The 381-nt window shown below is 46.5% G+C and carries 2 tRNA genes and 1 rRNA gene; all 3 read left to right on the top strand.

Annotated features, from left to right (window positions below):
• The first annotated feature begins 122 nt into the window (after positions 1-122).
• A tRNA-Glu gene (locus AC1RPV_RS07695) sits at positions 123-194 on the top strand.
• A gap of 5 nt (positions 195-199) precedes the next feature.
• Positions 200-272, top strand: a tRNA-Thr gene (locus tag AC1RPV_RS07690).
• Between the two features lie 39 nt (positions 273-311).
• Positions 312-381 (top strand): 5S ribosomal RNA (gene rrf, locus AC1RPV_RS07685); the annotation flags it as partial.

Genomic DNA, 381 nt, shown 5'->3' with positions numbered 1-381 from the left:
AGTTAAGCTTCTTAGCGCCAAGAGTAGTTGGGGGTCGCCCCCTGCGAGGGTAGGACGTTGCCATGCTAATAATAAATTTAAAAATGTGCTAATCTAACTGATTAACACATTTTTATGTATATGACCCGTTGGTCAAGTGGTTAAGACACCGCCCTTTCACGGCGGTAACATGGGTTCAAATCCCGTACGGGTCATTTTCGCCGGCTTAGCTCAGTTGGTAGAGCATCGGTATCGTAAACCGAGGGTCACAGGTTCGACTCCTGCAGCCGGCATTAGTGGTTGCAAAATTGTTTTATGTAGTAGTAAAAGAGTGTGGTGGCGATAGCAAGAAGGATACACCTGTTCCCATGTCGAACACAGAAGTTAAGCTTCTTAGCGCCA

The organism is Dellaglioa sp. CoH-55-MRSF-9, from assembly GCF_056782155.1.
This window is presented reverse-complemented; position numbering and strand designations above follow the sequence as displayed.